This is a genomic window from Neptunicoccus sediminis (genome assembly GCF_001719615.1).
GTDB lineage: Bacteria > Pseudomonadota > Alphaproteobacteria > Rhodobacterales > Rhodobacteraceae > Amylibacter > Amylibacter sediminis.
The window spans coordinates 427,587-452,814 of record NZ_MDVX01000002.1 but is presented as its reverse complement, the minus strand read 5'-3'; the positions used below and the strand labels follow the sequence as shown (position 1 = coordinate 452,814).

General features: G+C 57.3%; 24 protein-coding genes. 10 read left to right on the top strand and 14 right to left on the bottom strand.

The window, feature by feature from the left end; all coding sequences use genetic code 11:
• The first annotated feature begins 72 nt into the window (after window positions 1–72).
• The 3 genes from BFV97_RS06025 to BFV97_RS06015 all read left to right on the top strand — a co-directional run bounded on the left by BFV97_RS06025 (window position 73) and on the right by BFV97_RS06015 (window position 3,048).
• Window positions 73–774 carry a corrinoid protein gene (locus BFV97_RS06025; protein ID WP_069299427.1) on the top strand — a complete coding sequence of 234 codons (702 nt, stop codon included), beginning with the start codon at window positions 73–75 and terminating at the stop codon, window positions 772–774.
• Between the two features lie 6 nt (window positions 775–780).
• Window positions 781–1,431, top strand: coding sequence for a DUF1638 domain-containing protein (locus BFV97_RS06020; RefSeq protein WP_069299426.1), 651 nt, complete (start codon window positions 781–783; stop codon window positions 1,429–1,431).
• A 162-nt stretch (window positions 1,432–1,593) separates the two neighbouring features.
• The gene (locus BFV97_RS06015) at window positions 1,594–3,048 is read left to right on the top strand and encodes a calcium-binding protein (protein ID WP_069299425.1); all 1,455 of its coding nucleotides are present in this window, start codon (window positions 1,594–1,596) and stop codon (window positions 3,046–3,048) included.
• A 75-nt stretch (window positions 3,049–3,123) separates the two neighbouring features.
• On the opposite strand, the gene BFV97_RS06010 is transcribed toward BFV97_RS06015, so the two are convergent.
• The 5 genes from BFV97_RS06010 to purC all read right to left on the bottom strand — a co-directional run bounded on the left by BFV97_RS06010 (window position 3,124) and on the right by purC (window position 8,127).
• Window positions 3,124–4,461, bottom strand: coding sequence for a sigma-54-dependent transcriptional regulator (locus BFV97_RS06010; protein ID WP_069299424.1), 1,338 nt, complete (start codon window positions 4,459–4,461; stop codon window positions 3,124–3,126).
• A gap of 8 nt (window positions 4,462–4,469) precedes the next feature.
• Window positions 4,470–6,236 carry a sensor histidine kinase gene (locus BFV97_RS06005; RefSeq protein WP_069299423.1) on the bottom strand — a complete coding sequence of 589 codons (1,767 nt, stop codon included), beginning with the start codon at window positions 6,234–6,236 and terminating at the stop codon, window positions 4,470–4,472.
• A 49-nt stretch (window positions 6,237–6,285) separates the two neighbouring features.
• On the bottom strand, window positions 6,286–6,963 hold the full coding sequence (gene purQ, locus BFV97_RS06000; RefSeq protein WP_069299422.1) for a phosphoribosylformylglycinamidine synthase subunit PurQ: 678 nt from the start codon (window positions 6,961–6,963) through the stop codon (window positions 6,286–6,288).
• The gene (purS, locus tag BFV97_RS05995) at window positions 6,963–7,202 is read right to left on the bottom strand and encodes a phosphoribosylformylglycinamidine synthase subunit PurS (protein WP_069299421.1); all 240 of its coding nucleotides are present in this window, start codon (window positions 7,200–7,202) and stop codon (window positions 6,963–6,965) included. The genes purQ and purS overlap by 1 nt, the downstream gene beginning before the upstream one ends.
• A 166-nt stretch (window positions 7,203–7,368) precedes the next feature.
• On the bottom strand, window positions 7,369–8,127 hold the full coding sequence (purC, locus tag BFV97_RS05990; protein ID WP_069299420.1) for a phosphoribosylaminoimidazolesuccinocarboxamide synthase: 759 nt from the start codon (window positions 8,125–8,127) through the stop codon (window positions 7,369–7,371).
• A gap of 213 nt (window positions 8,128–8,340) precedes the next feature.
• On the opposite strand from purC, the gene BFV97_RS05985 reads away from it, so the two are divergent.
• The gene (locus tag BFV97_RS05985) at window positions 8,341–8,655 is read left to right on the top strand and encodes a DUF1476 domain-containing protein (RefSeq protein WP_069299419.1); all 315 of its coding nucleotides are present in this window, start codon (window positions 8,341–8,343) and stop codon (window positions 8,653–8,655) included.
• A 411-nt stretch (window positions 8,656–9,066) separates the two neighbouring features.
• Here the strand turns inward: BFV97_RS05985 and purB are convergent, their stop codons facing one another.
• Window positions 9,067–10,371, bottom strand: a complete 1,305-nt coding sequence (gene purB / locus BFV97_RS05980) for an adenylosuccinate lyase (protein WP_069299418.1) — start codon at window positions 10,369–10,371, stop codon at window positions 9,067–9,069.
• Between the two features lie 147 nt (window positions 10,372–10,518).
• Complete coding sequence (locus BFV97_RS05975; RefSeq protein ID WP_069299417.1) at window positions 10,519–10,905, bottom strand: VOC family protein; 387 nt, start codon at window positions 10,903–10,905, stop codon at window positions 10,519–10,521.
• A 153-nt stretch (window positions 10,906–11,058) separates the two neighbouring features.
• On the opposite strand from BFV97_RS05975, the gene BFV97_RS05970 reads away from it, so the two are divergent.
• On the top strand, window positions 11,059–12,261 hold the full coding sequence (locus BFV97_RS05970) for a cation:proton antiporter (RefSeq protein WP_069299416.1): 1,203 nt from the start codon (window positions 11,059–11,061) through the stop codon (window positions 12,259–12,261).
• A 12-nt stretch (window positions 12,262–12,273) separates the two neighbouring features.
• Here the strand turns inward: BFV97_RS05970 and BFV97_RS05965 are convergent, their stop codons facing one another.
• From BFV97_RS05965 to miaA, 7 genes are all read right to left on the bottom strand, one after another.
• Window positions 12,274–12,609 (bottom strand): antibiotic biosynthesis monooxygenase family protein, encoded by a 336-nt coding sequence (locus BFV97_RS05965; protein WP_069299415.1) that lies wholly within the window; start codon window positions 12,607–12,609, stop codon window positions 12,274–12,276.
• Window positions 12,610–12,691: 82 nt separating this feature from the next.
• Window positions 12,692–14,782, bottom strand: coding sequence for an ABC transporter ATP-binding protein (locus tag BFV97_RS05960; protein ID WP_069299414.1), 2,091 nt, complete (start codon window positions 14,780–14,782; stop codon window positions 12,692–12,694).
• 12 nt (window positions 14,783–14,794) lie between these two features.
• Window positions 14,795–16,000, bottom strand: a complete 1,206-nt coding sequence (locus BFV97_RS05955) for an ABC transporter permease (RefSeq protein WP_069299413.1) — start codon at window positions 15,998–16,000, stop codon at window positions 14,795–14,797.
• 15 nt (window positions 16,001–16,015) lie between these two features.
• On the bottom strand, window positions 16,016–17,098 hold the full coding sequence (locus tag BFV97_RS05950) for an ABC transporter permease (RefSeq protein ID WP_069299412.1): 1,083 nt from the start codon (window positions 17,096–17,098) through the stop codon (window positions 16,016–16,018).
• Between the two features lie 157 nt (window positions 17,099–17,255).
• A complete protein-coding gene (locus BFV97_RS05945) occupies window positions 17,256–18,917 on the bottom strand; it encodes an ABC transporter substrate-binding protein (RefSeq protein ID WP_069299411.1) in 1,662 nt (553 codons plus the stop codon).
• A 312-nt stretch (window positions 18,918–19,229) separates the two neighbouring features.
• The gene (locus tag BFV97_RS05940; RefSeq protein WP_069299410.1) at window positions 19,230–20,048 is read right to left on the bottom strand and encodes an AraC family transcriptional regulator; all 819 of its coding nucleotides are present in this window, start codon (window positions 20,046–20,048) and stop codon (window positions 19,230–19,232) included.
• 78 nt (window positions 20,049–20,126) lie between these two features.
• Window positions 20,127–21,059, bottom strand: a complete 933-nt coding sequence (gene miaA, locus BFV97_RS05935) for a tRNA (adenosine(37)-N6)-dimethylallyltransferase MiaA (protein WP_069299409.1) — start codon at window positions 21,057–21,059, stop codon at window positions 20,127–20,129.
• A 132-nt stretch (window positions 21,060–21,191) separates the two neighbouring features.
• On the opposite strand from miaA, the gene pyrH reads away from it, so the two are divergent.
• The 5 genes from pyrH to dxr are packed head-to-tail and all read left to right on the top strand — an operon-like array spanning window position 21,192 to window position 25,228.
• Window positions 21,192–21,926: a UMP kinase gene (pyrH, locus tag BFV97_RS05930; RefSeq protein ID WP_069299408.1), complete on the top strand. Its 735-nt coding sequence runs from the start codon at window positions 21,192–21,194 to the stop codon at window positions 21,924–21,926.
• 23 nt (window positions 21,927–21,949) lie between these two features.
• The gene (frr, locus tag BFV97_RS05925; protein ID WP_069299407.1) at window positions 21,950–22,513 is read left to right on the top strand and encodes a ribosome recycling factor; all 564 of its coding nucleotides are present in this window, start codon (window positions 21,950–21,952) and stop codon (window positions 22,511–22,513) included.
• Between the two features lie 44 nt (window positions 22,514–22,557).
• Window positions 22,558–23,286, top strand: coding sequence for an undecaprenyl pyrophosphate synthase (locus BFV97_RS05920; RefSeq protein WP_108721639.1), 729 nt, complete (start codon window positions 22,558–22,560; stop codon window positions 23,284–23,286).
• Window positions 23,283–24,071 (top strand): phosphatidate cytidylyltransferase, encoded by a 789-nt coding sequence (locus BFV97_RS05915; protein WP_069299405.1) that lies wholly within the window; start codon window positions 23,283–23,285, stop codon window positions 24,069–24,071. Before BFV97_RS05920 ends, BFV97_RS05915 begins: the two co-directional genes overlap by 4 nt.
• On the top strand, window positions 24,071–25,228 hold the full coding sequence (gene dxr, locus BFV97_RS05910; RefSeq protein WP_069299404.1) for a 1-deoxy-D-xylulose-5-phosphate reductoisomerase: 1,158 nt from the start codon (window positions 24,071–24,073) through the stop codon (window positions 25,226–25,228). Before BFV97_RS05915 ends, dxr begins: the two co-directional genes overlap by 1 nt.

Below are 25,228 nucleotides of genomic sequence, written 5' to 3'. Positions count from 1 at the left end.
AAAGGGTCCCGCAGGTAACGTGGGGCCAGAGCCGCCCGGTGCCGGGTGCCAAAACTAGTGGGATTTTGCCAAATGTCTGAAGAAGAAGACGAAATCATCCTCTCGGAACTCAGTGACGAGGAACTCACGCTGCAAATGCATGACGATCTTTATGACGGTCTGAAGGAAGAGATCGAAGAAGGCGTCAACATCCTGCTGGAACGGGGATGGCAGCCATACGACGTGCTGACCAAAGCACTGGTGGAAGGCATGCGCATCGTCGGGATCGACTTCCGCGATGGTATCCTGTTTGTGCCCGAAGTGCTTCTGGCGGCCAATGCGATGAAGGGCGGGATGGCGATCCTGAAACCTCTGCTGGCAGAAACCGGCGCGCCCCGTTTGGGCAATATGGTGATTGGCACCGTAAAGGGCGATATTCATGACATCGGCAAGAACCTTGTCACCATGATGATGGAAGGTGCCGGATTTGAGGTGAAGGATCTGGGGATCAACAACCCTGTTGAGAACTACATCGAAGCGCTGGAAACCGGCGAGTTCGACATTCTTGGTATGTCTGCCCTGCTGACCACCACAATGCCTTATATGAAGGTCGTGATCGACACGATGGTCGAAAAAGGCATGCGGGACGACTACACGGTTCTTGTGGGCGGTGCCCCCCTGAACGAGGAATTCGGCAAGGCGATTGGCGCGGATGCCTATTGTCGTGACGCTGCTGTTGCGGTGGAAACGGCCAAGGAATTCATGGCCAAAAAACACAATCAAGTCAGCGCGTGATGCGCCATGCAGGTTGATGACGATACATTGACCGAAGACGGATTGGATGCGCGCAGTGAGAAACCTGCGCGCATTCTCGTTCTGGCCTGCGGTGCGCTGGCGCGGGAAATCCTTGCGCTATTCCGGCTGAACAACTGGGACCATATGGACCTGACCTGCCTGCCGGCGAAACTGCATCTGTATCCGGAGCGGATCACCCAGGAGGTCGCCAAGGCGGTTGAGAAACACCGCGATGAATATGCGCAGATTTTCGTGGCCTATGCAGATTGCGGCACCGGCGGGTTGTTGCAGGCCAAATGCGAAGAACTGGGCGTCGAAATGATAGCCGGTCCCCATTGTTATTCCTTTTTTAAAGGAAATGACGCCTTCGCCCAGACCGCCGAGGACGAGATCACGGCCTTCTACCTGACAGATTTTCTGGTCAAACAGTTCGATGCCTTTGTGTGGAAACCGATGGGGTTGGACAGGCATCCCGAACTGCGCGACATGCTGTTTGGCAATTACACCAAGATGATTTATCAGGCGCAGACCAACGATCCCGCGCTCGACGCCAAGGCCCAAGCCTGCGCGGACAAACTGGGCCTGCCGCTGGAGCGGCGGTTCACCGGCTATGGCGATCTGCAAACCGCGCTGGAGCACCTGTCGGGAAAGGGGTAATTGCGCCTTTCAAAGCTTTGGACAGGCCTTAACTTGCGAAAAACGCGAAAATGACGTTTAATCGATATTAATTCCTACAAAATTCAAATTCTTGGCTAGCGCAAGCAGTCTCGACTGAATTTTTACCGTCTGTTTCAGGTTAATTTCAGGGAGTTAATTTCAATGCACGTCACAATGTTATCCGGTATCACCACCAGCTTTCAGCGATTTATGGTAGAGCACATAGTCGATGCAGTCACCAGCGCCACGGTGAGGTGGCGGTTTGAACCGGCTGGTACGGCGTCTTCTATTTCTGTGGGGCCGACCCTAGGGGATCAACCGACCTTCCGGTTTTTCGGTACAGGACTGGCGATCGACGGAGACAGCTTTAGCGGCGAGGTTAATGCAGTTGATATGTTCTTTCCGTCCTCTCCCTACAAGGCTGTACGGATAGAAGGGGCGCGCTTTGACATAGGGGCGATGCGGGCGGCGGCTGAAGATGTCACGGCCGGCTACAACACCGACGCCTATCGGGATTTCTTGGAAATCTTGATGGGACCCTATGGTTCAACCGTTACGGGAACCGATGGGAAGGACGTGCTGGAAGCAAGCTTTGGCAGGGATGTCTTGATCGGCGGCAAGGGGAAGGATGCATTTATTCTTCACGAAAATGCCGATGGTATTGGGAACGATTCGATAAACGGGGGCAAGGGAAAGGATCTGGTCACAGGTTTTGAGCTCGTCGACTACTCTCTTACACTGAACCTTCTTTTGTCACTTGTCGTTCTTGCGACAGCGGGTGATGGGGGAGGCGAAACAGAAACAGAAACGATTGATATCAAGAATATTGAAGGCGGCTTCGGGACGATCCGTGATGACACTTTCATCGGGGATGATTTTGTCAACGTGTTTCATGGTTCAGACGGGAATGACACATTTTACAGTGGCGGCGGGAACGACCGGAATTACGGCGGCAGTGGAGACGATACGATCAAATCAGGCAGTGGAAATGACCGGAACGAGGGCGGCGCGATGGATGATTTCATCGAGTCCGGTGCCGGGAATGATCGAAACTTTGGCGGCAACGGGAATGATTTTCTCTATGGCGGCAAGGGAGATGACACGCAATTTGGCGGTCGCGGTGGCGACACACTGGATGGCGGCGGCGGTGATGACACGCTCTTTGGTGGTAGCGGAAAGGATGCTATCGACGGCGGTGCCGGTGCCGATAGCATCGGGGGAGACCAGGGCAACGACCGGATCAACGGTGGCGGCGGCGACGACGCTATTGAGGGCGGCGCGGGTAAGGACCGGCTGGAAGGCGGGGCAGGGGACGACATTATCGACGGGGGGTCCGGACAGGACACGATTACCGGCGGCAGCGGTGATGACCGGCTAACAGGCGGCAAGGGCGCGGATACCTTCGAGTTCTTTGCGGTCGGTAAAAAAAGTCAGGGCACTGACACAGTAACGGACTTTGACGTGGATGCGGACATGATCCGCCTGAACGGGGTGCCCGAAACCGCCATTGAGTTTGTCGAAGAAGACGGCAACCTGATACTGGCGCATCCACGGGGAATTATCATCCTCGAAGGATTGGACCTGTCTGATACGCCTGAACTAAATATCGAATATTGAACGCTGTCAGCGCCTTGAAAGCTCAGTGCGCGGTGCGTTCGGGTGTCGGGTTTTGTGCCACGACACCCTGAAAACTCAACCCACGTAGTTGCTGCGGCTTAGCCCGTATTTCGCCATTTTCTCGTTCAGGGTCCGGCGCGGCAGGGAAAGTTCCTCCATCACCGATTGGATAGACCCTTTGTGGCGGCGCATGGTGTTGTCGATCAGCATCCGCTCGAACGCTTCGACATATTCCTTCAGCGGCTTGCCTTCAGCGATCACATCGGGCGTTGGTTCCGAGGTATCATCCATCAGCAGGTTGGCAATGGAATAGCTGCCGCGCCGGTGTTGCAGCACGGCCCGTTCGGCCAGATTGATCAGCTGGCGGATATTGCCGGGCCAGGGCGCTTGCAGCAGTTGCGCCGCGTCCTTGGCGGAAACATCCGGCCCTTCTACGCCGTATTCATCGGCAAAGGTTTCCACGTAGCGGTTGAACAGGTTGAGAATATCCTCCCCCCGTGCGCGCAGGGGCGGCGGGGTGATCTGCATTGCGGCCAGACGGAAGTAGAGATCCTGCCGGATCGTTTCTTCCAAGGATGTGTTCGGGTCCGGTTCGTTGGAAATCGCGATGATGCGCAGCGGCGAGGTATCCGAGCCACGGTCGTGATCCTCCAGAGCGCCGATTAGGCGGGCCTGAATGGACGCTGGCAGGCTTTCGACGTCTTCAAGGCACAATGTGCCGCCGAGGGATGCCTCAAGCGCTGGCGTGCCATCGTCCATCGGACCGAACAGACGGCGGGCCAGTTCCTCTTCGGCAAAGGCCGCGCAGTTCACCATGACAAATTTCTTACCCTGACGGGGACCGCAGGCATGCAGGGCATGGGCGATCAGGCTTTTGCCCGAACCGGTTTCGCCCGAAACCAGAATATGTCCGTCCGCCTGTGCCAGATCGAGAATATCCTCGCGCAGCCGTTCCATCACCGGACTGGAGCCCATCAGCTTTCGCAGCAACACCGTGCCATCAGACAGTTCACGCCGCAGCGTGCGGTTGTCCAGTGTCAGGCGGCGGGTGTGCACTGCCCGTTTTGTCAGCTCTGCCATACGTTCGGGGTCAAATGGTTTCTCAAGAAAGTCATAGGCCCCGATGCGCATGGCCTCTACCGCCATAGACACATCGCCGTGGCCTGTGATCATGATCACCGGAAGCTGGTTGTCGATGCTTTGCAGGCGTTTAAGAAAGGTAATCCCATCCATGCCGGGCATTTTGATGTCGGAAATGAAGATTCCGGGGAAGTCGCCGTCGATATTTTTCAGCGCTTCTTCCGCACTGGAAAACGTTTGGGTGCGATAGCCCGAAAGGGTCAACCACTGGGAAATGCTTTCGCGCATATCCTGTTCGTCATCAACGATCGCGATTGTCATCTGTTCTGCCATGGGGCTCTCTATTCTGCTGCCTGAGTCTGTGCTTTGATCTGTGACTTATCTAGTTCGGGTAGCCAAAACTCAAAGACCGCGCCACCGGATTGTGAATTTCTGGCAATAAGTCGCCCACCGAGGTCTTTGGCGATCCCCGATGAAATGGCCAGTCCGAGACCGACACCGTCGCCGGGTTTCTTGGTGGTGTAAAACGGCTCGAACAGCTCGTCGAGGTTCTCAATGCCCTTGCCGTTGTCTTCAACCGCCAGCTTGATCGTGCTGCCCCCAGTTAGGGTAATCGCGATGCGGCGGTCCTCTTGCAGTTTGGTCGCATCCAGCGCATTTCGCAACAGGTTTACGATAACCTGTTCTACCCGCACCTGATCGGCCAGCACCATGACAGGCTCCGGCGGCAGGCTAGAGAGGATTTCCACCTTCATCTGGCTAAGCTGGGGAGACATCATCGAAAGCGAGGCGTTCACCGCGTCGCGCATGTCCACAGCGATCAGATCATCCCCGCCTTTACGGGCATAGGATTTCAACTGCCGCGTGATCGCCCCCATCCGTTCGATCAGATCGTCAATCCGCTGGAAAGAGGACATGGCCTCGGCTGGGCGACGGCGTTGCAACAGAAGTTTGGCGCCCGCCAGATAGGTCCGCATGGCGGCCAGCGGCTGGTTCAGCTCGTGGCTGACAGCGGCGGACATCTCCCCCAGCGCGGCCAGTTTGGATGATTGAGCAAGGCTTTGCTCTGCCACTTCCAGATCCTTCTCCACGCGCTCCCGTTCGGCAATTTCGGCTTGCAGACGCTCGTTCAGGGCCCGCAATTCGCGGCTTTCGGCCTGAAACAGAAAGGACTGGCGGATGGCGCGGCGGGACAGATAATAAAACCCGAGCGCGGTCACAATGGCCAGCACCATCAGTTCCAGCGCCAGCACCGCGTTCACCCTTGCACGGACGTCTTCAAAAGAGGCGAGATAGCTTAGCTTCCAGCCCTGAAACGGAATTTTCTGATCCAGCCGGAACAGCGGTTGCCCCTGAAAGTTGGCGTTCACCACACTGCGGTTCCAGTCGCCAGTCGCCTGCCACGCCCGCTCCACCGCGGAAAGGGCCGGCTGGTTGGCCAGGGCTGCCTCTAGGGTCTGATGGCGGAACTGGCGTTCTGTGCTCAGGATGATGACGCCCTCGCTGTCAGAAACGAAAATGATGCTGTCCCGTGTGGACCAGCGGTCAAACAACTGATCCAGATCCACTTCGATCAGGATGACGCCAACGGTCTCTTTCTGGCTCTGCATCTTGCGAGAGTAATAAAACCCGAGCGCGCCTTCCTTGACGCCGTTGGTGGTGAAGACCGTATCCGGAGAGCGCAGCGCCTCTACGAAAAAGGTGGAATCCCGCAGCACCGTACCCAACTCTCGCCGGTCCGAAGCCGCAACAACGCGGCCGCCATCGTCCAGCAGCACGATAGATTTCGCGCCGATTTCTTCCTTGTAGGAAATCAGCCGCTGCGAGGTGCCAACGTAATCATCCGTGTTCAGCGCCGAAATAAGTGTCGTGTCCCGTGACAACAACAGCGGAACAACGGAATTTCGATGTAATTCACTGACCAGACGGCCTGAATACAGCGTCATCTGCGCCTCGGCATCCGCACGGGTCGCCTCAGAGAAACGCTGGGTGAAATAGATGTTGGACAGCCAGATCAGAACACCTGTGCCAACCAGAAAGGCAAGCACACCTGCGCGAAGCATCCAATGGCTGCGGCGGCTGCGCGGTACTGGCTGGGTTATGTTCATTCTGCCAATCTAGGGCGCAGGGCGCGGTTGCTCAAGCTTTGCCTGTGGATCAGGCAGAAACCAGCGCATCCGCGATGCCCTCAAAGAAGCGCACGCCATCGGTGCCGCCCAGTTGCGCATCTGCCCGACGTTCGGGGTGGGGCATCATGCCCAGAACCCGTTTGTTGGCAGACAGAATACCGGCGATGTCATCCATCGAACCGTTGGGCGTTTCGGTATAGCGGAACGCGACCCGATCATCCCCGACCAGACGTTTCAGGGTATCGGGATCGGCGGAATAATTGCCGTCATGGTGGGCCACAGGAACTGTCACCACTTCGCCCACCGTATAGCGGGAGGTGAAAGGCGATGCGGTGGTTTCCACCCGCAGTTCTACGTCCTTACAGATGTATTTCAGCCCCGCATTGCGCATCAGAACGCCCGGCAGCAGGCCGGATTCCGTAAGGATCTGAAAGCCGTTGCACAGGCCGAACACATAGCCGCCCTTATTTGCGAACTCTACAACTGCATCCATGATCGGGGAGCGCGCAGCAATCGCGCCGCAGCGCAGGTAATCACCAAAGGAAAAGCCGCCGGGGATGCCGATAACGTCCAACCCTTTGGGCAGTTCTGCGTCCTTGTGCCAGACCATCGAAACATTCTTGGCGCCGCCAGCGACATTCGCCAGTGCCACCGCCATATCCCGATCACAGTTGGAGCCGGGAAACTGGATTACCGCCGCACGCATCAGAGAATCTCAACCGAGTAGTTTTCGATCACAGTATTGGCGAGCAGCTTTTCGCACATCTGCTTGACGCTGGCTTCGGCCTGCGCCTTGTCGGTTTCGGCCAGATCCAGTTCGATCACCTTGCCCTGACGCACGTCATTGACGCCCTCAAAGCCAAGCGCCCCAAGCGAATGGGCGACAGCCGCCCCTTGAGGATCAAGAACACCGTTTTTCAGGGTAACGTGCACACGAGCTTTCATCAGGGGATTCCTTTGGCCAAGAGGTATGGCGGCGTGATAGCGCCAAGCCGCGATTGAGGCAAGAGGCACGGGTGTCGCGGGGGGAATGAGTGTGTAAAGGCCGCCAAAACGAAAAACCCCGCAACCTTGGCTGCGGGGTAATGAGGCTTAACGGTAATGCCTGCGCCTAGTTCACCAGTTTCGGACCTTCGGTGATGTTATTGGTTGGCATTAGGCCCAGACGCCGTGCGACTTCGGTATAGGCGTCTGCCAGATCGCCAAGATCACGGCGGAACACGTCTTTGTCCAGTTTCTGGCCGGTTTTCAGATCCCAAAGCCGACAGCTGTCAGGCGAAATCTCATCCGCGACGATCAGGCGCTGGAAGTCACCTTCAAACTGGCGACCGATTTCAATCTTGAAATCCACCAGTTTGATCCCGACGCCATACATCAGGCCGGACAGATAGTCGTTCACCCGCAAGGCGATGGCCACCATATCGTCCAGATCCTGCTGGCTGGCCCAGTTAAAGGCGAGGATGTGTTCTTCGGCCACCAGCGGGTCGCCAAGGGAATCGTCCTTGTAGCAAAACTCAACAATGGGGCGGGGCAATTGCGTGCCTTCTTCAATCCCGAGCATCTTGCACAGCGATCCCGCAGCCACGTTGCGCACGATCACTTCCAGAGGAATGATTTCCACCTGATGGCAAAGCTGCTCTCGCATGTTCAGGCGTTTGATGAAGTGGTTGGGAATACCCAGCGCGGTCAGACCGTTCATGAAATATTCACACAGGCGGTTGTTCAGCACGCCTTTGCCTTCGATTACGTCCTTCTTCTGCGCATTGAACGCAGTGGCGTCATCTTTGAAGTATTGTACGATTGTTCCGGGCTCCGGTCCTTCGTACAGGATTTTCGCCTTGCCTTCGTAAATTTTTGTGCGTCGCGCCATGATCGGTTCCACATCAGTGTCGGGGGTTTGGGGGTTCTATAGGGTTTGTTCGTCGAAGCGGCAAGCGGTTTGCACTGCAGGGGCTGGCCGCTGCGTCAATGCAGGGCAGCCCTGTGCCTGACAAACCTTTGTGATTTTCCACAATCGGGAGCTTTCTTTTGCAGGGACGGCACCCTAGATTGAAGAGACAGTTATCACAAGGAGACCACCCTGATGAGCACATTCGACGATCGCGAAAAGGCTTTTGAAAACAAATTCGCCCATGACGCGGAAATGCAGTTCCGCGCCGAGGCGCGCCGGAACAAATTGCTGGGGCTCTGGGCCGCTGACCTAATGGGAAAAACCGGGTCCGAAGCAGAGGCCTATGCCGCAGAAGTGGTGAAATCCGATTTTGAGGAAGCCGGCGACGAGGATGTCTTCCGCAAGGTGTCAGGGGATCTGAACGGCAAGGCGGACGAAGCCACCATCCGCGAGAAGATGCAGACCCTGAAAATTCAGGCCAAAGCCGAGATCATGACCGAAGTCTAAAGACCGTTTCGGGGTGCAGAGTGCACCGCCACAATGACGCTGCAATGAAAAAGGGCCCCCGCGAAAGCGAGGGCCCTTATTAACAAAAAGTCGGTATAAGCGACACAACACGCCAGCCACTGAAGCTAAATTCCTCGAAGATCAGTTACCCGACCCCCAACACCGACTGTAAATATGGCTACTTGAAAAGGTATGCCTAAAAATACCCTTATTTCTGCCATATAAAAAGTGATAAACGTCACTCTTTTTAAGGTTATTTATCAAGTGGTCTAAAAACATTAACGGTTTTTGGGCGTTTGTGTCGATTTTTGAGACTTTGCTGTTTCGCTATGCGCAACAATCCATTGTTAAGTGTTTCAGATGAATCACCACTGAAAGTAGTGATTCACCCGTTTACGCAACGGCAGGTGTTCAATACTTGAAGACCCGTTTGAAGATCGTGTCCACATGTTTGGTGTGATAGCCAAGGTCGAACTTCTCTTCGATTTCCTCTGGCGACAGCGCGGCGAGCACTTCGTCGTCGCCCAGCAGCTCGGTTTTGAAATCCGCGCCGTGTTCCCAGACTTTCATCGCATTGCGCTGCACCAGTTTGTAGCTGTCCTCCCGCGAAACGCCGGCTTGCGTCAGCGCCAGTAGCACCCGTTGTGACATCACCAGACCGCTGAACTTGTTCATATTCGCCAGCATGTTTTCCGGATAGATCAGCATTTTGTCGATCACGCCAGTCAGACGGTTCAGCGCAAAGTCGAGCGTGATAGTCGCATCCGGCCCGATGGCCCGTTCCACGGAGGAATGGGAGATGTCCCGCTCGTGCCACAGGGTCACATTTTCCATCGCAGGGATCACGGCCATACGTACAGTACGGGCCAGACCTGTCAGGTTCTCTGTCAGGATCGGGTTTTTCTTGTGTGGCATGGCCGAAGACCCCTTTTGCCCCGCCGAGAAGAATTCCGCACCTTCCAGGACTTCGGTGCGCTGCATGTGACGCACTTCGGTCGCGATGTTCTCGATTGAGCTTGCCACCAGACCAAGTGTCGCAAAGAAGGCGGCGTGACGGTCGCGGGGAATGACTTGGGTGCTGATCGGCTCGGGCTTCAGGCCAAGCTGTTTGCAGACGTGTTCTTCAACCGCGGGATCAATATTGGCAAAGGTGCCAACCGCGCCGGAAATTGCGCCGGTGCCGATTTCTTCACGGGCGGTTTTAAGGCGGGTCAGGTTGCGATCCATCTCCGCATAGAACCGCGCAAAGGTCAGGCCCATTGTCGTTGGTTCAGCGTGGATGCCGTGGCTGCGACCCACACGTACCGTGTCTTTATGCTCCAGTGCGCGGCGTTTCAGCGCCGCCAAAAGCGCCTCTACATCTGCGATCAGGATGTCAGACGCCCGCACCAGTTGCACGTTGAAACAGGTGTCCAGCACGTCAGATGATGTCATGCCCTGATGGACAAATCGGGCTTCATCGCTGCCCACATGTTCGGCCAGATGGGTCAGAAAGGCGATGACGTCATGTTTGGTCACTGCTTCGATTTCGTCGATGCGGGCCACGTCGAATTCTACGTCTTTGGCCTTCCAGACGGCGTCGGCGTTTTCGCGGGGAATGACGCCGATGTTGGCCATTGCCTCACAGGCGTGGGCCTCGATCTCGTACCAGATTTTGAATTTCGTTTCCGGCGACCAGATGGCAACCATTTCGGGACGGGAATAACGTGGGATCATGAAGCGAGTGTCCTTTGTCTGACAGGCTTTGCTAATACGGGCAGATGGGCGCGGTTTAGACTGACAGGACGCAACTGACAAGCGCGAGAGGTGTCGCATGCACACCGGCAGGACAATGCGGCCGGTGCGCGGCGGGTGTGTAACGGATCAGGATTGCGGCGCGTGGCAGACCGCTTCTACATTGTTGCCATCGGGGTCGCGCACAAAGGCGCCGTAGTAATGCTCGTGATAATGGGGGCGCGGGCCGGGGGCCCCGTTGTCTTCGCCACCCGCAGCAATGGCCGCTTTGTAGAAGGCATCCACCTCGGTGTGGTTTCTGGCGGCAAAAGCCACGTGCATCGCGGGTTTTTGCTGGCCGTTTTCGCTGATCCAGAAGGTTGGCGCGTCGCGGCCAAATCCGGCTACTTTTACGCCGCCTGTGTGTTCGCTTGGTATTTCCATCAGCATTTTCCCGTCCAGAGGGGCGAGAGCTGCGAGATAAAATGCTTTGGCGGCGTCAAAATCCGAAACGCTGATACCGGAATGGTCGATCATTGTAATGTCCTTTCAGGGTTGGTTGTCATGGGTGACTCCGGTGTAGCCCATCGGTCCTGCCAAGTTGTGTCAGCAGGTTTGCTTGCAAATGGGTCGCGGGAATGCTTAGGGTTTTTCAACCGCATAGCCGTGGACTGACGATTGGGGGACCCTATGCCGACTGAACTTCTGGTGCTTGGACTGCTGTGTGTCGTGATCCTCTGGGCGCTTTCGGCGGCGCGACTGGAGAAATCCGCGATTACCCTGCCGATGATTTTCACCGCCACCGGATTCGCCATGTCCTATCCTATTGGTCTGCTGGCCGAAGAACACGCCCTGCGAGAGATTGCCCGCGTGGTGGCAGAGGTGACGCTGGTCATTGTCCTGTTCGCAGATGCGAGCCATTTTCGCCCCAAGCATCTTGGGGAAAGCGTCTTTTTACCGCTGCGGATGCTGGTGATCGGGATGCCGCTTACAGTCGGGCTGGGCACATTGGTGGCCTATGTAATTTTCCCCTCGGGTGGCTGGGCGGTGGCACTGCTGATTGCGGCGGTGCTGACCCCGACAGATGCCGCACTGGGGGCGAGTGTGGTCAATTCCGACAAGCTGCCGGACCGTTTGCGCCAGACCATCAATGTGGAAAGCGGGCTGAACGACGGGCTGGCGCTGCCCTTTGTGCTGTTCGGCGCGATTTTGGCGGGCAGCGGCGACGGAACCGGAGCCTTGGCGCTGGATGCGCTGTTGCAGGTGATCCTCGGGCCGCTGGCAGGTCTGGCGGTTGGCTGGGGCATAGCCCGCGCGATGAACCGTGCGCAGCAGGCAGGTTGGGCCAATGAGGAGAGCGAGGCGATTGTCTTTCTCGCCACAGCCTTTGCCGCCTATCTGCTGGCTTCGGTCATCGGGGGCAACGGGTTCATTGCGGCTTTTGTTGCCGGTGCGGTTTTTGGCAATACCTACCGCTATGACGCCAGTTTCATTACCGAATTTATGGAAAGTCAGGGCCAGCTTGCCACCATCGGGGCTTTTGTGATTTTCGGTGCCGTGCTGCTGCCTGTGGGCATCGCACACATCAGCCTGTCGGCGGTCCTGCTGGCGGTTCTGTTCCTGACGGTGGTGCGGATCGTCCCGATTATGCTGTCGCTGCTGGGCAGTCCGCTAATCCTGCGGGAACGGCTGTTTTTGGGCTGGTTCGGGCCACGGGGACTGGCCTCTATCCTGTTTGCGCTGCTGGTGGTAGAGGACTACGATATTCCGTTCGCGGATGAGATACAGGCCTGCGTGGTGGTGACGGTGTTATTGTCCATCCTGGCCCATGGTATTTCTGCGGCCCCGCTGGCACGGACATTCGCGCAAAAGGATGACGCGCCGCAGGATTGAACCGCGTCAGATTCAGCGCCCCTCCGGTCCGTCGTAATGGCGTTCAACCTTGGCAACACGCAGGGTGTAATGTTCATACCATTTCTCGCGCCCCATCTTTTGCGCGAACAAATGCTCTGAAACCTGTTTCCAGTTCTTCAGCGCCGCTTCGTCCTGCCAGTAAGATACGGTGATCCCCAGACCGTGCTCATCCCGCGTGGATTCCACCCCGAGATAGCCAGGCTGGGCGGCGGCCAGTTCGCCCATCTTTTCGGCCATTGCGCCGTAACCATTGTCCGCACCCCTGCGCTGTGCGGTGAATATGACTGCGTAATAAGGCGGTTCGGGCAGGGGGGCGAAACGGGACATGGGCGGGCCTTTGCGATGGGTTAGGCGGACTATGCCACCCCGAAAAGCCCGCTGTCACCCTGTTTTGACGCGCCGCCCCACGCTATTCCGCCGCGATTTTGATTACGGGCTCCATCTGGTCCAGATAGCTTTGCGCCAGATGGCACTTAATCTGCTGGCTGCCTGCCAGATCGCGCATTGGCGGGACTTCGGTTTCGCACAGGTTTCCGGCTACGTTAACCTTGTGGGGGCAGCGCGTCTGGAACGGGCAGCCGCTTGGCGGGTTCATGGCGGACGGAATGTCGCCTTCCAACACAATCCGCTTTTTCAGCACGCTGGTATCGGCAATCGGCACAGCAGAGAGCAGCGCCTCGGTGTAGGGGTGATAGGGCGGTGAGAAGACTTCTTCTGTAGTGCCCATTTCCACCACATGACCAAGGTACATCACCATGACCCGATCCGCGAGGTAGCGCACAATGGACAGATCATGGCTGATGAACAGCAGGGTGGTTTTGTTCTCTCGCTGGATTTCCATCAGCAGGTCCGTCACCGCCGCCTGCACAGATACGTCCAGCGCAGACACAGGTTCATCCGCCACCACAATTTGCGCTGATCCGGCAAAGGCCCGCGCGATGCCGACCCGCTGTTTCTGCCCGCCTGACAACTGACGGGGCATCCGGTCCGCAAAGGCGCGGGGCAGTTTCACCAAATCGAGCAGTTCCAGCATCCTCTGGCGGCGTTCAGCGGCGGTGTTTCCGACCTTGAAAATCTCCAGTGCACGAATGATCTGGCTGCCCACCGTCATAGAGGGGTTGAGCGTGTCAAACGGGTTCTGGAACACCATCTGGATAGAGGCCACCGTATCCGTGTCGCGGTTTTCAATCGGGGTGTTTTCAATCTGGTTGTTGTTCAGCGTCACGGAACCGTCGGTAGCGGTCTCCAGCCCCATCAACACCTTGGCAAGCGTGGATTTACCGCAACCGGACTCCCCCACGATGGCCAGTGTCTCGCTCTCGCGGGCTTCAAAGGACAGGGTCTCATTGGCTTTCACAACCCGAACATCGCCGCCGCCGAAAATGGCATTTGCGGCCACTTCATAGTATTTTTTCAACCCGTCCACTTTCAAAACCACTTCGCCCGGTTCGGTCTTTGAGGTGTTGTCTGCAACGGCAGGCGGGGCCTTCCAGTTGATCTCGTCCACCCGCAGGCAGCGGCTTTCATGGCGGTCGCGGCCACCGCCTTCTACGGCGACCATCGGGATAGCGCCTTTGTTGCACAGCCCGTTGACAAAATAATCGCAGCGCGGTCCGAAATTACAGCCGGGCGGGCGTTCATGAGGCAGGGGGAAATTGCCCGGAATGGCGATCAAAGGAGAGGCGTTTTTGTCTGCCCCCGGCAGCGGAATAGAGCGGAACAGCGCTTGCGTGTAGGGGTGACGCATCTTGTCGAACACATCCTCGATAGATCCGGTTTCCACCGCTTCACCGGAATACATCACGCACAGACGGTCACAGGTATCCAGCACCAGCCCGAGATTATGGGAAATGAACAGCATGGATGTGCCGTATTTCTCGCCCAGCCCCTTTACCAGATCGACGATCCCTGCCTCTACCGTCACGTCCAATGCGGTTGTCGGTTCGTCAAGGATCAGCAGCGATGGTTTGGACATCAGTGCCATTGCGATCACAATACGCTGCTGTTGCCCACCCGAAAGCTGGTGCGGATAGGCATCGAGTATCCGTTCCGGATCGGGCAGTTTCACATCGTTGATCACTTCAATCGCCATCTGGCGGGCCTGATCCTTGGAGGTGCCTTCATGGATCATCGGCACTTCCATCAGTTGCTTGCCGATGCGCATTGCCGGATTGAGAGAGGCCATCGGCTCTTGATAGATCATCGCGATTTCAGAGCCGCGCAGGTCGCGTAACTCTTCCTCGCTCATCGTGTTCAGATCGCGTCCCTTGAACTTGATGCTGCCGCCGACGATCTTCCCGTTCTTTCCCAGATCCTGCATCACCCCCAGCGCAACGGTGGATTTGCCGCAGCCGGATTCCCCGACCAGCCCCATTGCTTCACCGGGCATGACCGTGGTGGAGAAATCCATCACCGCGGGGATTTCTCCGGCGCGGGTGAAGAAGGAAATCGACAGGTTTTCGATTTCAAGGATCGGGCCGTCATAATCCCATTTAGTCATTCCGCGTCTCCCTTAGTCTTTGAGTGATTGTTCACGCAGGCCGTCGGCCAGCAGGTTCAACCCCAGCACCATAGACATCAGGGCAAGGGCAGGGATCAGGGCAGGGTGGGGATAAAGGGTCAGCAGCTTGCGCCCCTCGTTGATGGTAGACCCCCAGTCCGGACTTTCCGGCGAGAGGCCAAGGCCGAAAAAGCCCAATGTCCCGAGCAGGATGGTGGTATAGCCGATGCGCAGACAGAAATCTACGATCAGCGGTCCGCGCGCGTTGGGCAGGATTTCCCAAAGCATGATATACCACGGACCCTCGCCACGGGTCTGCGCCGCTGCCACATAGTCCCGCGTCTGAATGTCGAGCGCCAGCCCCCGCACGATCCGGAATACCGTGGGGGAGTTCACAAACACAACCGAGACAAAGATGTTCAACAGGTTCGGGTCCATCCCCAGCAGGCCGAGCGGATCGGCATTGAACGCCAGTCCCGAATACATCCAAGCGCCTGCCAGCAAGGTGCCCGCGATCAGGATGTTGCGCAGCATCGGACGGGTGAAAAACCGCGACTGGAACAGGATCAGCAAGAACAGGATCGGGAACAGGAACAGGATTGCCGCCAGTATATTCGGGATCGACGTGACCCAAGTGTTGCCGCCCCAGATGCGGATCTCGGCCCCTGCTGCGCGGATCTCCGGTGTGACCAGCAGGTAGAACAGCAGGATCACCGGAAAGGCGAGCACGAGGTTCGCCAGAAATGACAGCACTGTGTCGGTGCGCCCGCCGAAATATCCCGCAGGCAGGCCAAGGGTGATACCCACCATAAAGGCAAACAGCGTGGCCGCAGGCGCGATGATCAGCACGATCCGTGAACCGGCCACCATGCGCGAGAACACATCCCGTGCAAGGTTATCGCCGCCAAACAGATACCACTGGAAATCGCCCTCGGTCGCGCCGCGCAGGGGGGTGCCGGGCAGTTTGTTTTTCATACCCGACGCGGTTTCCAGCGCGGCGTGTGTCATGATGGCATCGGCAAAAATGGCCGTCAGCACCCAGAACAGCACCAGCGCAAAGCCGACCATTCCAATCGGGCTGTCAAACAGCTTGCCATAAAGTCCGGTCTTGTTCTTGGTCATGATTGACAGGGCGAAAATCACCAGCATTCCGACCCAGACAGGGATGAACTGCATGAACACATAACCGACGATTTGAAGGGATGTGAGAGGTTCCATAATAGTGTCCCTTCCTTAGCTGACGCGGATGCGCGGGTTGAGAAAAACATAGCCGATGTCGGATATGAGCTGCGTTACCAGCACCACCAGAACAGCCACCACCGAAACGCCGAGCAACAGCTCTATGTCGTTGTTTCCGGCGGCCTGAACCAGCGTCCAGCCAAAGCCTTTGTAATTGAACAGGGTCTCGACAATCACAACGCCGGTCAGCAACCACGGGATTTGCAGCATGATGACGGTAAACGGCGCAATCAGCGCATTGCGCAGTGCGTGTTTCAAGACGATGTTGCGAAAGCTGACCCCTTTCAAGCGGGCGGTGCGGATGTATTGCGCGGTCATCACTTCGGCCATAGAGGCCCGTGTCATCCGCGCGATATACCCCACCCCGTAAAGCGCCAGCGCCATCACGGGCAGGGTGAAATTGGCAAATGTAATGTCATTGGCAGCGGTTGAGGCCAGCCCTTTGAACAGGGTTTTCTTCTCAATCCAGCCCCATTCGTGCAGGATCGGGGAGAGGCCGGTGCGCGAGGAGGCAAACAACACTACAAAGATCACACCGGACACATATTCCGGCGTAGCCGTCGTGGCGATTGCAAAAGTTGAAAGCGATCTGTCCGTGCGCGATCCTTCCCGCATTCCTGCAAGTATCCCGATCACCAGCGCCATAGGCACCATCACAATCAGTACAAACAGCATCAGCCAGCCCGTCAGCGCCAGCCTCTTGGCGATAATATCCGAAACCTCGCCTTTGAAAACTGTGGAAAATCCAAAGTTTCCCTGTAACACGCCGCAGTAATTCCCGATCTCTTCATCCGGTACTCCGGGGCGGGAACAGCGGGTGTGGATCTCTCCGTCGACTTCGATTTTGGGTGAGGGCATTACGCCAAGCCACTGGCCGTACTTAAGAAAAACGTTCTGGGTATATCCGCGATTTACCAGCCAGCTTTCGACCTGTTCGTCGGTCATCCGCATATTGCCTTCGGTTTTCGCCAGTTTTTCAAGGTTCGGATAAAGGTTCGTCATGAAAAACACGATGAAAGTCAGGCACAGGGCTGTCAGCAGCATGACCCCTGTTCGCCGGAGAATAAATCTTCCCATAGATTTCCCTGTTGCTTGGTCCTGTGGCCTTGATTTGGCTGCCTGATTGCGGGTCAGCGGGGTCCGGGCCTGTGGTTTATTGTTGGTTGATCGTCAGACAACTGTAGCGATTGACGAAAAAGGCCAGAGCGATGCTCTGGCCTTTTGTCGTTTTCTATCAGGCCGCAAAGCCGAGCTTATGGACATGGATTTCAAAGGAGGGGTGCATGTCTGCCCCGACCACGCCGTCCTTGTAAAAGCGGCTGACGCTTTGCCAGTAGGGTTGGATGATCACACCGTCATCAACCAGCATTTGTTCCAGACGGGCCATAACCTCGCGCCGCTTGTCCGCATCGGCAATCGCCATTGCCTCTGTCACAGCCGCGTCAAATTCGGGGTTGGCATAGGCGCTTTCGTTCCACGCCTCACCGGAGCGGAAGGCAAGGGCCAGCACCTGAATCCCCAGCGGGCGCTGGTTCCAGTTGGTGGTCGAGAACGGATATTTCGCCCAGTCGTTCCAGAAGGTAGAGCCGGGCAGGACCGTGCGTTTGATGTTGATCCCCGCCTGACGGATCTGGTCGCCAATGGCATCCGTGGAATCCTTGCGCCAGTCACTGTCGAGCGAGATCAGCTCGTGCTCGAAATCGGCCATGCCAGCCTCTTCCATCAGCGCCTTGGCGCCTTCGGGGTCGGCAACATGGGGGCCAATATCGGCGTATTCCGGATGGATCGGCGCGACCTGATGGTTCGCCGCAGGCACGCCGTTATTGGCAAAGCCAAGCTCCAGCACAACCGCATTGTCCACCGCCATCGCCAGTGCCTTGCGGACACGTTTGTCCTTATAGGGCACCATACCGTCCACTTCGGCCACTTGGTTGCAGCGGGCAACGATGGTGTTGGCGGTCACTGTGGTGGATTTGTTCCAGCCCTCCAGCGTTTCGAAGATTTCGATATACTCGCCGTCTGTGCGATAGCCCATATCGTATTCTTCGGATTCCGCCCCGGCGACCCAAGCGGCAGGTTCCGTGCCAAAGTCGATGTATTCGATCCGGTCTACATAGGGGCCGTTGGCCTCTGCATCCCACCAGGTGTGGTCCTCGTTGCGCACAACGACACCTTTCACACCTGCTTCAAAGGATTCAGGGATGTAAGGGCCGGTGCCGATCGGATTGCCAACCATGTTTTCAGGATCATGGGAGGAATGGACAATCGCCGCCGGATAATCCGCCATGCCCGGGATCAGGGTGATGTCGGGATCGGACGGTTTCAGGATCACAGTATGGGAATCCGCTACCGTGATCGCGCCTTCGGCAGCCGTGCCGTCTTCCCCGATCAGCGTGGCCATACGTCCGGCCATGGAATTGCCTTCCATGGCCTTGTCACACCAGCCGCGAATATTGCGGGCGACGTCTTCGGCGGTGAAATCATCGCCATTGTTCCACTTTACGCCCTTGCGCACGTTGAGGGTGATTTCTGTTGCATCCTCATTGGCCTCCCAGCTTTCCAGAAGACGCCCCTCAAACGAACCGTCGGCATTGATCTGGACCAGATATTCCAGCCAGCCACGGGTGAAGTTCGCGATTTCGGACCAGTCGTAGGCGCGGGGATCTTTCAGCGCCTTACAGGTCATCTGAATGCGCATCGTGCCACCCATCTTGGGCTTGGCACCGTGGGCCGCAGCCTCGGCCATCGGGGTGCCGATCAGCGTATAAGCGGCAGCGGCTGTCACCCCCAGCGCTGTGGCACGCGACAAAAACTCCCGTCGGGACAACAGCCCCGCCTTGTGTTCCTCTGCGTACATTTCCACTGCCGGATGCAGTTTAGAGCGAGTCGAGGTCATATGTTTCTCCCTGATAGACCAAGTTTTTTTTGTTTTATTGAGTATAGCACGAATTGCGGTTTTGCCCAAACCAGAGGCCGGCGGTGCCGTCCGATTTGCCGCTTATGATTGTGAATGCTGTAACGATGCTACCCTCCGCCGTCTTAACAGGACACTCGCTTTGCGTGGTTTTTAAGGGGAGGAAAACGACATTAGGTGTCGTTTTCGCGACATTACGGAATCAGAATACTCACGTTCGGGTGAATTCAGCTCACCACAGACTTAACTCTGGATGCGCTTTGGCTCCGCGGTGGCGGGGCAAGCCGGTCCTTACTATTTCTGCGCGGTCCGGCGGTAGGCTTTGGGGCTTTGTCCCTGTTTGGCAGAAAACAGACGTGTGAAATAGGCCGGTGATGAAAAGCCAAGCTGGTTGGAGATTTCCAGTATCTTGTGATCTGTATTGCTTAACATCATACGGGCCTCTGCCAGCACCCGTTCCTGTATCAAACGTGAGGCAGACTTGCCGTTTACCTGCTGACACACCCGCGTCAGATGGGTTGGCGTCACCCCGAGCACCCGCGCATAATCCGCCAGCGTGCGTCCGGTGCGGTAATCCTTTTCCAGCATGTTGACGAAGGCTTCCATCAGGCGCTGGGCGGCGTTGGTCTGGGGTTCCTTGAAATGCTTCTGGGCCATGCGCGCCAGATGAACTGACAGCAGCCCCACAAGATATTCTACCGCCAGATTGCGCCCGATCCCCGAGGTGTTGAACTCTGCCGAGATTCGGTCAAAGCGGTTGGCGATCTGTTTCTGATCCATCAGATTGAGAATCGGCATGAACACCGAATGATCCGGCAATACCACCGCGACATTCGGATCAACCGTGACCACAACGCCGTAAACATTCGACGAAAGCTCCAGACGGTGGGGCACGTCATGGGGGATAAAAATCACCGTATTCGGCCCGAAGGAGCGTGTAACCCCGTTGATCATACAGCGTCCGTTGCCCTTGGAAATCCAGAAGAACTTGTGCAGGCCGTTCACACTGTCAAGGCGCAGTTCGGGATGGCTGGAGCGCAGCGTACCAGCAAGCGAGCCGACAAAGACCCGTTGCTCTGTGTCGCGGATCAGTGTTGGTGTATCATCATCCATAATAGGCTCGCTTCAGGCGTCGAAAATAAGAAAAATTAATACGGTATCCCGATACTAAAGCCCAAACCGGAAATCGAATCAAGAAAAGGTTGAAGCTATTTTGACAAGCGCCTGTTCTGTAATCTCTTTTTGCGGATCAAGCGGTGTCCAGTCCGCCATTCTCTTGCGAAACCATGTGCGCTGGCGCTTGGCATACTGGCGGGTCTGGATTTTCGCGCTCTCAATGGCAGAGGGTAAATCGAGTTCTTGGTGCAGGTGGGCGACCAGTTCTTTTGCGCCGATGGCCTGCGCCGAGGGGAGCGTCCCATCCCAGCCATCCGCAACATAGGCTTTGACCTCTTCCAGCGCCCCCAGTTCCATCATCTGATCGAACCGTCGCCCGATCCGCTCTGCCAGCCAGTCGCGGTCGGCATCAAGATGCAGGCGCACCGCGCGGTGCGGTGCAACCAGCGGGGGCGGGGTGTCGGCCTGCCAGCGGGACAAACCCTTGCCCGTGGCGCGCAGCACCTCCCACGCCCGTTGCAGCCGTGCCGGATTATTTGCATCCAGTCCGGCCAGCGTTTCGGGGTCCTCTGCCGTCAGTTCTGCGATGAAACCCTCTTTGCCCGATTGCTCCCGCAGGGCGTTTCCGGCGGCGCGGATGGCCTCGGGGACCGGCGGAATGGGCGCCAACCCTTGTGTCAGTGCGCCGAAATACAGCCCCGTGCCCCCGACAATGATCGGGCGCAGACCTTGGGCGCGGGCCTTTTGCAAACAGGATTCCACATCCCGCAGCCAGTGCCCCGTTGAATAGCTGTCGTATTTGCCGATATGCCCGTAGAGCCAATGCGGGGCCTGTGCCATCTCGGTTTTGTCGGGGCGGGCGGACAGCACAGACCAGCAGTCATACACCTGCAAAGCATCCGCATTGATCACGCAACCGTTTGTCAGGGCCGCCAGTCGCAAGGCCAGTGCGGATTTGCCCGAAGCTGTAGGGCCCGCAATCAGGATCGGTGCATCGCTTTGTGTCATATCTTTCGCAACATCGCTGTCTATAGGGTCGGGTTCGGAAATTCTCTTAGGGGATCGAGGCGCAATTTGCCATTGAATCACGCGCGATTTTGGGACAGTTTGCGCCGAAGCACAAAAATCGAGGAATCGCGCATGGCTGACGCATCGCATGACGAGCAGAAACCGACATATAAACGTGTCCTTCTGAAAATTTCCGGCGAAGCGTTGATGGGTGATCAGGGGTTCGGCTTGCATCCCCCCACCGTCGAGAGAATTGCCAATGAAATCAAATCGGTCCACGATCTCGGTGTAGAAATCTGTCTGGTAATCGGCGGCGGCAACATCTTTCGCGGTCTACAGGGCAGTGCGCAGGGTATGGAGCGGACCACCGCCGATTACATGGGCATGCTGGCAACTGTGATGAACGCGCTGGCCATGCAGGGTGCGCTGGAAAGTCTCGGGGTGTTTACCCGCGTGATCAGCGCCATTCCGATGGATCAGGTCTGCGAACCCTACATCCGCCGCCGTGCGGTGCGCCATCTGGAAAAGAAACGGGTCTGCGTGTTTGCAGCAGGCACCGGCAATCCTTATTTCACCACCGACACCGCCGCGACCCTGCGGGCCAACGAAATGTCCTGCGAGGCCATCTTTAAGGGCACACAGGTCGACGGTGTTTACGACAAAGACCCGAAAAAACATGCAGATGCCGTACGCTATGATACAGTGTCCTACGACGAAGTGCTGCAAAAGCATCTGAAGGTCATGGACGCCTCCGCGATTGCACTGGCACGGGACAACCACAAACCGATTGTGGTATTCTCGCTGGATGAACCCGGCGGCTTTGCCGGTATTTTGCGCGGCGAAGGCACCTATACGAAAGTGGGCTGAGACCCGCGCTTGGAGACAGAGCTATGAGTGACGATATTGAAATTGATGTAGACGGTCTGAAACGTCGCATGGATGGCGCAATGACTGCGCTGAAAACCGAGTTCGCCTCGCTGCGCACCGGACGGGCCTCGGCCTCTATTCTGGAGCCGGTGATGGTGGATGCTTACGGCTCCATGATGCCCCTGAACCAGTGCGGCACCATCAATGTGCCCGAACCCCGCATGATTACCGTGACGGTCTGGGACAAAGGTCTGATCAACGCTGTGGAAAAAGCGATCCGCAACTCCGGCCTTGGCATCAACCCTGTCGGGGACGGTATGACCATCCGCCTGCCAATCCCCGAGTTGAACGAGGAACGTCGGCAGGATCTCGCCAAAGTTGCCGGCAATTACGCCGAACAGGCACGTGTTGCTGTACGCAACGTGCGCCGCGATGGTATGGATCAGGTCAAGAAAGCCAAAAACAACGGCATGGGCGAAGACGACCAGAAAATCTGGTCCGAAGAAATCCAGACCATGACCGATGCGGCAATTGAAAATATTGATAAGGCTCTTGAGGCCAAACAAGCAGAGATCATGCAGGTGTAGACCGGTTCCGCCGGCGCGCAGGCAAGGTCTGATATGGCAGGCAAATGATGCAGAAAACAGACCCTGTGGCCCAAGCGGATCACGTTGCGGTAATTATGGATGGCAACGGGCGCTGGGCAACCGCGCGTGGGCTGGAGCGGCTTAAAGGCCATGTCAAAGGGGTGGATCGTGTGCGCGAGGTTGTGCGCGCGGCACCTGATTACGGCATCGGCTTTCTCACCGTTTTTGCATTTTCCACCGAAAACTGGAAACGCTCCGAACGGGAAGTGACAGGGCTGATGAACCTGTTCAAACGCTACATCCGCGGCGAGGCTGCTACCCTTGATGATGATAATGTGCGCGTGCGCTTTATCGGGGACCGCAAACCGCTGGACCGCAAACTGCGTTCCCTTATGGACGAGCTGGAAAAGCTGACGGAAACCAACACCGGACTGAAGCTGACCATCGCGCTGAATTACGGCGGGCGGGATGAAATCACCCGCGCTGTGGGGCGGATCGCCAAAGCCGCCAAGATGGGCATGATTGATCCGGCAGATGTGACCGAGCAGATGATCGGCAATTTCCTTGATACCTCTGATTTGCCCGACCCTGATCTGATCATTCGCACCTCCGGTGAATGCCGCACATCCAACTTTCTGCCGTGGCAGTCCTGTTACGCCGAATATGTCTTTACCGACACCGCATGGCCCGACTTTACCGTGGCCGAGTTGGTCAAGACGCTGAACCAGTACCGATCAAGGGACCGCCGCTTTGGTGCGGCCGTAGCGAAATGAAAAACGGCGCGGATTTTTCGGACCTGCGCACACGGATTATCTCTGCGCTGGCGCTGGTGTTCATCGGTCTGGCGCTGGTCTGGGTGGGCGGCGATGCCTTTGGCGTTTTGCTGGTAATTGCTGCGGGACTGCTTGGCTGGGAAACCAGCCGGATGCACGCCACGCCGGTTCTGATCAACTATGTGTTCGGCCTGTTGCTGGCCGCTTTGGTGTTGTCGGCCATGTTCCTGCCGGTGCTTTGGACCGTGGTGCTGGCGGTTTTGCTGCTTGGTGCGGTGTTCCTTGGTCACAAGCGTCCGCTAGCGGTGCTTCTGTCGGCGGTCGCGATTACTGCGGGCTGCTATACGCTGCAGATCTTGCGCAGCGAGTTCGGCATCGGCTGGACGCTGTGGCTTTTGGTGGTCGTGGTTGCCTCTGATGTGGGTGGCTATTTTGCCGGCAAGATGATCGGCGGGCCAAAGATCCTGCCACGGATCAGCCCCAAAAAGACGTGGTCCGGTACGGTCGGCGGCTGGGTTCTGGCCGCTTTGGTTGGGTTTATCGCTTATAGCGCGGGGCTTGGCGGTGCGGGGATTGTGCTGTTGTCGGTGTTGGTGGCTGTTGCCGCACAGATTGGCGATCTGCTGGAATCCTCGATGAAACGCCGCTCCGGAATAAAGGACTCCAGCAATCTTATCCCCGGACATGGTGGCTTGTGGGACCGGTTTGACGGAACCATCGGTGCCTCATGTGCGCTAGGACTGGTGCTTGCCCTTGGCGGCGCCGGAGCCTTGGGGCTGGTGTGATGCGCCGTGTGTCCGTTTTCGGGGCGACAGGATCGGTCGGGCAGAATACCCTTGATCTGATCGCCCGTAGATCCGATGAATTCGATGTGGTCGCCCTGAGCGGTGGCGCAAATGTGGATTTGCTGGCACGACAGGCGCGGGCGTTGCGGGCCGAACATGCCGTTATTGCGCAAGAAAATCTGCTGCCCGATCTACGGGACGCATTAGCGGGCAGTGGCATCAAAGCCAGCGCCGGACGGGATGCTGTGCTTGCGGCGGCGGCTGTGCCGGTGGATTGGGCGATGTCGGCGGTTGTGGGTTTTGCCGGTCTGGAGATCAGTCTGGCCATTGCCCGTAACACGAAAACCCTCGCCCTTGCTAACAAAGAGAGCCTCGTTTGCGGGGGCGCTTTGCTCACCAAGGTTTGCGCCGAGAACGACACGCTTCTGTTGCCTGTGGACAGCGAGCATTCCGCGATTTTGCAGTGTATCGGCGGCGCGGATAAAGAGGTGGAGCGGATCATTCTCACCGCTTCGGGCGGGCCGTTTTTGCACTCGGACCCCAAGGCGCTGGAAACGGCCACACCGGAACAGGCGATGGCCCATCCGAACTGGGATATGGGGCAGCGGATTTCAATCGACAGCGCGTCCATGTTCAACAAGGCGATGGAGGTTCTGGAAACCCACGCCCTGTTCGACGTGACGCCCGACCAGATCGAAGTCATCATCCACCCCCAATCCATCATCCATTCGATGGTGGGGTTTGCGGACGGGGCGATCATGGCCCATCTGGGTCCGGCGGACATGCGCGGGCCGATCGGGTTTGCGCTGAACTGGCCGGACCGGGTGGACCTGCCGCTGGAGCGTCTGGACTTCGGGGCGCTTGGTGCGCTCAGCTTTCAGCATCCTGATCCGGCGCAATTTCCGGCCCTTGAGCTGGCCAGCCAAACCATGCAGATGGGCGGACTGGCTGGCGCGGCGTTCAATGCAGCAAAAGAGGCTGCACTCGATCTGTTTCTGGACCGCAGGATCGGGTTTCTGGATATGGCCCGCGTGGTGCGCGCGGTACTGGCGCAGACAGATGTGGCCGGCAATGATACACTCAGCATAAAAGACGTGATTGACGCAGATGCAATTGCGCGTGTGAGAGCGGTGGAAGCCGCGCAGAAAGGGTTTTAG

Coding starts and splice junctions, on each gene's coding strand:
- BFV97_RS06025 (WP_069299427.1), top strand. CDS start 73: ATGTCTGAAGAAGAAGACGAAATCATCCTCTCGGAACTCAGTGACGAG.
- BFV97_RS06020 (WP_069299426.1), top strand. CDS start 781: ATGCAGGTTGATGACGATACATTGACCGAAGACGGATTGGATGCGCGC.
- BFV97_RS06015 (WP_069299425.1), top strand. CDS start 1,594: ATGCACGTCACAATGTTATCCGGTATCACCACCAGCTTTCAGCGATTT.
- BFV97_RS06010 (WP_069299424.1), bottom strand. CDS start 4,461: ATGGCAGAACAGATGACAATCGCGATCGTTGATGACGAACAGGATATG.
- BFV97_RS06005 (WP_069299423.1), bottom strand. CDS start 6,236: ATGAACATAACCCAGCCAGTACCGCGCAGCCGCCGCAGCCATTGGATG.
- purQ (WP_069299422.1), bottom strand. CDS start 6,963: ATGCGTGCGGCGGTAATCCAGTTTCCCGGCTCCAACTGTGATCGGGAT.
- purS (WP_069299421.1), bottom strand. CDS start 7,202: ATGAAAGCTCGTGTGCACGTTACCCTGAAAAACGGTGTTCTTGATCCT.
- purC (WP_069299420.1), bottom strand. CDS start 8,127: ATGGCGCGACGCACAAAAATTTACGAAGGCAAGGCGAAAATCCTGTAC.
- BFV97_RS05985 (WP_069299419.1), top strand. CDS start 8,341: ATGAGCACATTCGACGATCGCGAAAAGGCTTTTGAAAACAAATTCGCC.
- purB (WP_069299418.1), bottom strand. CDS start 10,371: ATGATCCCACGTTATTCCCGTCCCGAAATGGTTGCCATCTGGTCGCCG.
- BFV97_RS05975 (WP_069299417.1), bottom strand. CDS start 10,905: ATGATCGACCATTCCGGTATCAGCGTTTCGGATTTTGACGCCGCCAAA.
- BFV97_RS05970 (WP_069299416.1), top strand. CDS start 11,059: ATGCCGACTGAACTTCTGGTGCTTGGACTGCTGTGTGTCGTGATCCTC.
- BFV97_RS05965 (WP_069299415.1), bottom strand. CDS start 12,609: ATGTCCCGTTTCGCCCCCCTGCCCGAACCGCCTTATTACGCAGTCATA.
- BFV97_RS05960 (WP_069299414.1), bottom strand. CDS start 14,782: ATGACTAAATGGGATTATGACGGCCCGATCCTTGAAATCGAAAACCTG.
- BFV97_RS05955 (WP_069299413.1), bottom strand. CDS start 16,000: ATGGAACCTCTCACATCCCTTCAAATCGTCGGTTATGTGTTCATGCAG.
- BFV97_RS05950 (WP_069299412.1), bottom strand. CDS start 17,098: ATGGGAAGATTTATTCTCCGGCGAACAGGGGTCATGCTGCTGACAGCC.
- BFV97_RS05945 (WP_069299411.1), bottom strand. CDS start 18,917: ATGACCTCGACTCGCTCTAAACTGCATCCGGCAGTGGAAATGTACGCA.
- BFV97_RS05940 (WP_069299410.1), bottom strand. CDS start 20,048: ATGGATGATGATACACCAACACTGATCCGCGACACAGAGCAACGGGTC.
- miaA (WP_069299409.1), bottom strand. CDS start 21,059: ATGACACAAAGCGATGCACCGATCCTGATTGCGGGCCCTACAGCTTCG.
- pyrH (WP_069299408.1), top strand. CDS start 21,192: ATGGCTGACGCATCGCATGACGAGCAGAAACCGACATATAAACGTGTC.
- frr (WP_069299407.1), top strand. CDS start 21,950: ATGAGTGACGATATTGAAATTGATGTAGACGGTCTGAAACGTCGCATG.
- BFV97_RS05920 (WP_108721639.1), top strand. CDS start 22,558: ATGATGCAGAAAACAGACCCTGTGGCCCAAGCGGATCACGTTGCGGTA.
- BFV97_RS05915 (WP_069299405.1), top strand. CDS start 23,283: ATGAAAAACGGCGCGGATTTTTCGGACCTGCGCACACGGATTATCTCT.
- dxr (WP_069299404.1), top strand. CDS start 24,071: ATGCGCCGTGTGTCCGTTTTCGGGGCGACAGGATCGGTCGGGCAGAAT.